This window comes from Rickettsia sp. Tenjiku01 (assembly GCF_001653015.1).
GTDB classification, from domain to species: domain Bacteria; phylum Pseudomonadota; class Alphaproteobacteria; order Rickettsiales; family Rickettsiaceae; genus Rickettsia; species Rickettsia rickettsii.
On sequence record NZ_BCMR01000015.1, the window covers coordinates 25046 to 31555 of the forward strand.

Here is a 6510-nt window from a genome sequence, read left to right on the forward strand (position 1 = left end):
AATGACTAATTTTTGTTAACCAATGAATTTTTTAGCCACAATGTGTTTAATATATCACAAGCTAATGTATACTCCGAATTTTAAACTTTTTTCAACAGGAGTATGTAATACTACTTTTGAAAGAAATGTACTTCAGTTTTTGGTAAATATAAAATATGCAAATTCAATTTCACTTATATAACACTCTTAGTCGTACTAAAGAGGTTTTTAATCCTCAAGATCAAGCTAACGTAAAAATGTATGTATGTGGACCGACTGTTTATTATAATCCTCATATAGGCAATAGTAGGTCGGGAGTAGTATATGATTTACTTTATCGTATAGTTATAAAAATATTCGGTGAGAAGGCAGTAAAATATGTACGTAACATTACGGACGTTGACGATAAAATTATCGATAGAGCTGCACTACTTGGTATTACTATCGATGAGTTGACTGATAAAGTTACGAAAGAGTTTCATAAAAATATGGCATATTTAGGTTGTATGCTACCTAGTATTGAGCCGAAAGCTACAAAGCATATTGATGTAATGATCGCAATAATAGAACGCTTAATAGCAAAAGATCACGCATATATTGCTGATAATCATGTTTATTTTGATGTTTTATCAGCGCCAAATTATACGGAATTATCTAACCGAAATTTAGAAGAAATGTTTGAGGGAGTGCATGTAGAAAATAGTAAAACCAAAAAAAATCCACAAGATTTTGTATTATGGAAACCGGCAAAGCAAAATGAATCGGCAAATATGAATTTTGAAAGCCCCTGGGGACTTGGTCGTCCTGGATGGCATATTGAATGTTCAGCCATGAGCTACAAATATTTAGGTGAGAATTTTGATATTCATGGCGGCGGAGCAGATTTAATCTTTCCGCATCATACCAATGAGATTGCTCAAAGTAGATGTGCTTTTCCAAGTTCTACCTATGCTAAATATTGGGTACATAATGGGTTTCTAACGGTTAACGGTGAGAAAATGAGTAAATCTCTTGGTAATTTTATTACTGTAAGGGATTTAATGGATAAACAAATTCAAGGAGAAGTAGTAAGGTTATTTTTATTAAGTAGTCACTATAGGCGTCCTCTTGATTATAATGATAAAGCTATAGAAGATGCTAAGAAAACTTTAGATTATTGGTATAGAGCTATAGAAAATATTAATGTGCAGAAAATAGATTTACCTCATGATTTCATGCAAAGCTTACTTGATGATATGAATACGCCGCTTGCCGTTAAAATCATTAATGACTACGCTAAAGGTGTTTTTATTTCTAAAACTGAAGAAGAAAGGCAGCTTAACGCCTCTGCTATTATTACTTGTGCTAATTTTATTGGTTTAATGAATAAGACTCCACACGAGTGGTTTAATAGCGGTGTGGATGCACTCTATATAAATGAGCTTGTAAATAAGCGTTTGGAAGCAAAAAAACAAAAAAATTGGTTATTAGCCGATCAAATTCGTAACCAGTTATTAGAGGAAAAAATAATTCTAGAAGATCAACCTGATGGTACTACTATTTGGCGAAAAGAATAAAAGCTTGTAAATTACGCAATATGCGTATATAATTTATGGGCTTGTAAGTCGTCATTGCGAGGAAATTATGTAATAATTGACGAAGCAATCTCACAGGATATTTGATGAGATTGCCACGCAGTCTACGGCTGCTCGCAATGACGATTATCCAAAACTTAAGCAAAAAATTCACACGTAAGATATATGTTAGTTCATTAGAATGGACATCTTACGGAGGTATAAACTAACAATTAGGAGAATTTAAAAATGTCAAAAATACCATCTGTTAATATTAAAGCATTATTAGATGCGGGCGTGCATTTCGGTCACAAGACCTCACGCTGGAATCCTAAAATGGCATCTTATATATATGGTGAACGTGATGATGTTCATATAATCGATTTAAGACAAAGTGTCGCTTTAATGAGCATTGCTTTGAATGCAATATATGAAACCGTAAAAAAAGACGGTAAAATATTATTTGTAAGTACTAAAATACAGGCAAGCGATATTATAGCGGAATATGCCGAAAAATGCGGGCAGTATTACGTAAATCATAGATGGCTTGGTGGTATGCTAACTAACTGGAAAACTATTGCGGGTTCAATAGAAAAGCTAAATAAGTTAGACAAAACCTTAGAAAACGAAGAAGTACTTATGGGTTATACTAAGAAAGAGATACTCGATATGAGCCGTAAGAAAGATAAATTACTTCTATCTCTTGCCGGTATTAGAAATCTTAATTCTAAACCTGATCTTCTAGTAGTTATTGACACTAATAAAGAGCATATCGCAATTAATGAAGCGGTAAAGCTTAATGTTCCTATAGTTGCAGTAGTTGATACTAATTCTAATCCTGATAATGTAGATTATCCGATTCCGGGTAATGATGATTCTATAAGATCAATAAGACTTTATTGTAGTTTATTTGCAGATGCGGCATTACAAGGACTTGAAGAATCAATGAAAGCTTCAGGAGTTGATATGGGTGCTATGCAAGAGCATACAGATAAGGGGTTAACTTCTAAAAATGTTTCTAAATTAAAACAAGCTAAAAAATTCTCTAAAACGAAAAATATTGATGAAGAGACAAATACAGAATTTGAGCAAGCATTAAATGATGCCGATGAAAATAAAAATTCTGATAATGCATAAGTGTTGTTGCATGGATCGGATTTCCCATTGTCATCCCGCGACTTGATCGCGGGATCCAGCTTAAAATACTAATATTAATAATTAGTATTTTAAATTGTTTTTATGGACCCCAGGAGCAAGCCACGGGGTGACACCGGGGGCGTTCTGCGAGCTACAACCCAAGCCAAATATAATAATTAAGGAGACAGTAAGGTATGAGTGAAATAAATATAAGTGCTGCAGCAGTTAAAGAATTAAGAGAAAAAACCGGTGCAGGTATGATGGATTGCAAAAAAGCATTAATAGAAACCAGCGGTAATTTTGAAGAAGCTATTGATTTTCTTCGTAAGAAAGGTTTAGCTGCTGCTGCAAAGAAAGCCGGACGCATTGCTTCTGAAGGTTTAACGGCTGCAAAAGTTGATGGGCTTACCGGAGTGGTAATTGAAGTAAATTCCGAAACGGATTTTGTTGCTAGAAATGAGCAGTTTCAGGATCTAGTTAAGGATATTGCAAATCTTGCAGTAATTGCAAAAACTATAGACATGCTAAAAACATTTAAAATGCAAAGCGGTAAATCAGTTGAAGAAGAAATTATAGAAAATATCGCTACAATCGGTGAAAATTTAACATTACGTCGTATGGATATATTAGAGATATCTGAAGGAGCAATTGGTTCGTACGTGCATAATGAAGTTGTACCGAATTTAGGAAAAATTTCCGTGTTAGTAGGTCTTGCGTCTAACGCAAAAGATAAAGCAAAACTAGAAGCTTTAGCTAAACAAATTGCTGTTCATGTAGCAGGAAATAACCCGCAAAGTATAGATGATTCAAGCTTGGATCAAGCACTCGTAGAGCGTGAGAGAAAAGTATTTTTTGAAAAATCTAAAGAAGAAGGAAAGCCTGATAATATTATAGCAAAAATGGTAGAAGGTAGAATACGTAAATTCTTCTCGGAGGTTGTATTACTTCAGCAAAATTTCTTATTTGAACCTAAACTTACCGTTGCGGAAGTAATTAAAAATGCTGAAAAAGAACTCGGTGCAGAAATTAAAATTGCCAAATTTATTAGATACGAACTTGGTGAAGGTATAGAACACGAAGAAAAAAACTTTGCCGATGAAGTAGCTGCCATTACGCAAGGTTAATGGGCTTGTTTCATAGCTTCAATGTCATGCCCGTGTGGATACCAAATCGTCATTGCGAGCATGCATTGTTGTGCAGACACAATTCTATCCGTCATCCCGCGACTTGATCGCGGGATCCAGTAAAAATATAAAAACACCTAATACTAGTTATTTTTATGAATACCGTGGTCAAACCACGGTATGACACCGAATACGTTTTTCTATCCACGCAAAATAATACCTTTCCGTGGTCAATTGAACTAGGTGACAGTAAAAAACTCGTGAATACTCACTCACACCTTTTCAAAGCAAACAAAGGTGAATTTAGGATAAATGCTTATTCTAAACTCGTATTTTTATAATATCTCTCTAACTACAATCAACTATCTATTAATAAATAATTTTCGGTTTTTTACTTTATAATAAAAGATTTATATTGACTTAATCGTAGAAAATCTTACATTAATTGTTATTTTTAGTTTAAATGAAGAGCATTTTATGTCAAGGATAAAAGAGGAATATGCTGTACAAATTTATGCTGCCGAAGAGCATCGTAGGAGACAAGCTAATTATAGTGATAATGATGCCGAATTGCTTGAAGTTATTTATAGTATGTGCCGGTTATGCATGTTATAAAGCAGTAGAAGGGGCAGTAAAAGTTACCGTCACAGGAAGTACAATTATAGACAACGCCTATAAGATAGGAAGTGGACAAATAGCAGTACTCGGTACTGATGCCGAAAGTAAAATAACTTATATAACAAAGCATCCTTCGTCTCGAGGTAATACGAGTACTCCCACTCAGTCGATGACAACTAATCGTGTAGATCCCTTTAGAGCAAACTCCCCCTAATACTCCTACCTCTAAAAGAGAAAAGGCTAAAATATACGGAAAAAAACTGGTAGATAGTGCAAAGATTGGAGCTAAAACCCTTTCAAACACTTATAAAGTGACAATCGGTACAATAGAAGTCGTCGGTCCAGGAAGTGATTTTTAACAGCACCGGTAAGGAAAATTTTATATTTTCTGAACCTACTAAGCGTCAAGTTATTCAAAAAGAATTTAAAACCGAAAACGGTTATAAGTGCGGTATTGTGTTGGAAGAGACAATTGAAGCTTCCTTAACATTAAGATTAAATAACAAGCGTATAGTTAAGATTAAAGAATTTAGAAGCATGATTGTCCCTGATACTACAGAAGATACAGGAGAAACTTTTGATATTTCGCTAATTTTAAAATATTCTGATGGAGCAAACATGCCTAAAGCAGATCCTGCTTTTTAAAGATACATTACGGTAGAGACGGAAAATTAAATAAGTTATCGTTGCCAAACCCACCTATAATTTTTCATAACCAATGGTATCCGGTCTTAACCGTTTATAAAGGTGAATTATGTTCTGTGCCTATAAGTAGTGGGTATTATAGGTATTTGAATAAGAAAATACTAGAAAATAACGGAAGTATAGCAATCAGTCACGTAGATCCTGAATTTACTATAGAGTTTTTAGTTAAATTCTATCAAAGAAACTTCGTAATTACTTTTAAATATTCATCTAGGACTTTTTGGTTGTCCTTAACAAATTTTAAAGCATTTTCGCGGTAAGATGTAAGTGCTAGAGCATTATTAGACCTGAGTAGATATGTTAGTTTAGTTAGTAAATCTTCACCGTTTTTGATTTGGATAGCTGCTTCATTTTGCAGTACGCCTTTAGCGATATCAGTGTTTTTGCTCATATCGGGACCGAATATAATACAATTAGAGAAATATGCTGCTTCTAAAATATTATGCCCGCCTTGTTTAAAAGAACCGCCGATAAAAGAAATTGTAGCTATAGAAAAAAATAGTCCCATTTCGCCGAACCTATCAACTATATAAAGATCATCGCTTAAAACAGGTAAATCATTTTGCGACTTAGAGGTAGCGGATAAATTATGTGACTTACAATTATCGATAATTGATTTAACTCGCTCAGGATGTCTTGGAATTAAGATAATATAGCAGTCTAAAAACTGCTCTTTTAGGTTTTTGATTATAGGCAAAATCACCTCTTCATCTTCGGGGTGAGTGCTGGCAAATAGCACGACTCGCTTATTGTCTAAATGTAAGCTTAATTTTGATAACTCTTCTTGATTCACCGGAAGTTTTTCGTTGGCATATTTAATATTGCCTAAATTCACTGCATCTGATACGCCAAGTTCATTGAATTTTTGTAAGTCACGTTCGCTTTGCACGATAATTTTACTGCAATTTTTGAGAATAAGCTGAAAAAAGCTTTTTCTTTTTAGCCAAGCTTTAAACGATTTATCGGAAATACGAGCATTAACTAGTAGTAATTTACACTGCTTTGCTCCCTCATTAATAGTACACGGCCATAATTCCGATTCTATAAAAATGCCTAAATCAGGTTGCCAATTTCTTAAAAATTTTCGAGTAAAAATAATATTATCTATCGGTAAAAATTGGTGAACTGCTATTTTAGGTAATTTGGCAGTTAATATTTTAGCGGAGCTGTTAGTCCAAGAAGTTACTAGAAAACGAACGTCAGGGTAGCGTTTACTTATATTATGTATTAATGTTAAAGCTACCATAGACTCACCAATGCTTGCTGCATTAATCCATATCAGCCTTCGTGCATAACTTGCTTCTAAAGGTAATTGATACGTCGATCCTAACCCTTCATCCTCACGTATTAGTGTATACGCTGTGGTTCGCAGTGAAGTGTTTCCTTTAAATTCC

6 protein-coding genes are annotated in these 6510 nt (G+C 34.1%); 5 read left to right on the plus strand and 1 reads right to left on the minus strand.

The window, feature by feature from the left end:
- Window positions 1-155 precede the first annotated feature (155 nt).
- The 5 genes from cysS (at window position 156) to TENJIKU01_RS08945 (ending at window position 5056) form a co-directional block, all read left to right on the plus strand.
- Window positions 156-1535 (plus strand): cysteine--tRNA ligase, encoded by a 1380-nt coding sequence (gene cysS, locus TENJIKU01_RS04785; RefSeq protein ID WP_064429401.1) that lies wholly within the window; start codon window positions 156-158, stop codon window positions 1533-1535.
- Window positions 1536-1781: 246 nt separating this feature from the next.
- Window positions 1782-2669 (plus strand): 30S ribosomal protein S2, encoded by an 888-nt coding sequence (gene rpsB, locus TENJIKU01_RS04790; RefSeq protein ID WP_064429402.1) that lies wholly within the window; start codon window positions 1782-1784, stop codon window positions 2667-2669.
- Window positions 2670-2863: 194 nt separating this feature from the next.
- Window positions 2864-3793, plus strand: a complete 930-nt coding sequence (gene tsf / locus TENJIKU01_RS04795) for a translation elongation factor Ts (RefSeq protein WP_064429403.1) — start codon at window positions 2864-2866, stop codon at window positions 3791-3793.
- Window positions 3794-4292: 499 nt separating this feature from the next.
- Window positions 4293-4625 carry a hypothetical protein gene (locus tag TENJIKU01_RS04800; RefSeq protein WP_227779987.1) on the plus strand — a complete coding sequence of 111 codons (333 nt, stop codon included), beginning with the start codon at window positions 4293-4295 and terminating at the stop codon, window positions 4623-4625.
- Window positions 4626-4759: 134 nt separating this feature from the next.
- Entirely contained in the window at window positions 4760-5056 is a 297-nt protein-coding gene (locus TENJIKU01_RS08945) for a hypothetical protein (RefSeq protein ID WP_227779989.1), read from the plus strand.
- A gap of 235 nt (window positions 5057-5291) precedes the next feature.
- On the opposite strand, the gene waaA is transcribed toward TENJIKU01_RS08945, so the two are convergent.
- On the minus strand, window positions 5292-6510 hold a 1219-nt coding region (gene waaA, locus TENJIKU01_RS04810), incomplete at its 5' end, for a lipid IV(A) 3-deoxy-D-manno-octulosonic acid transferase (RefSeq protein WP_064429404.1).